This is a genomic window from Bacillus sp. SIMBA_074, from assembly GCF_046534555.1.
Classification (GTDB): Bacteria; Bacillota; Bacilli; order Bacillales; family Bacillaceae_G; genus Bacillus_A; species Bacillus_A mycoides.
Map to the genome: position 1 here is coordinate 1 of NZ_JAWRYM010000990.1, position 248 is coordinate 248.

Consider the following 248-nt stretch of genomic DNA (forward strand, 5'->3'; position numbering starts at 1 on the left):
TAATAACGGTAGAAACATTTAAATTTACTACTTCTTCAACTTCTTCAGGTGTAACCAGGTGAGGACCAAAACTAAAAAATGTATCGAAACTTTTCGATCGAGTCAAATATCTTGGATTTCTCTGTAAAATATCTTCTGCTGTCATATCAATAATGGTAGTAAAACCAGCAATTACATTTGGGGCATCTTCTTCAGAAACATCTTTACACTCCTTTCCAATTACAATTCCAAGCTCTGCTTCTCCTGTT

1 protein-coding gene is annotated in these 248 nt (G+C 34.3%); it reads right to left on the bottom strand.

The window, feature by feature from the left end; genetic code table 11:
• The coding region (locus SB773_RS33735) for a fumarylacetoacetate hydrolase family protein (RefSeq protein ID WP_410594829.1) at nucleotides 1-248 on the bottom strand (248 nt) is incomplete at both ends.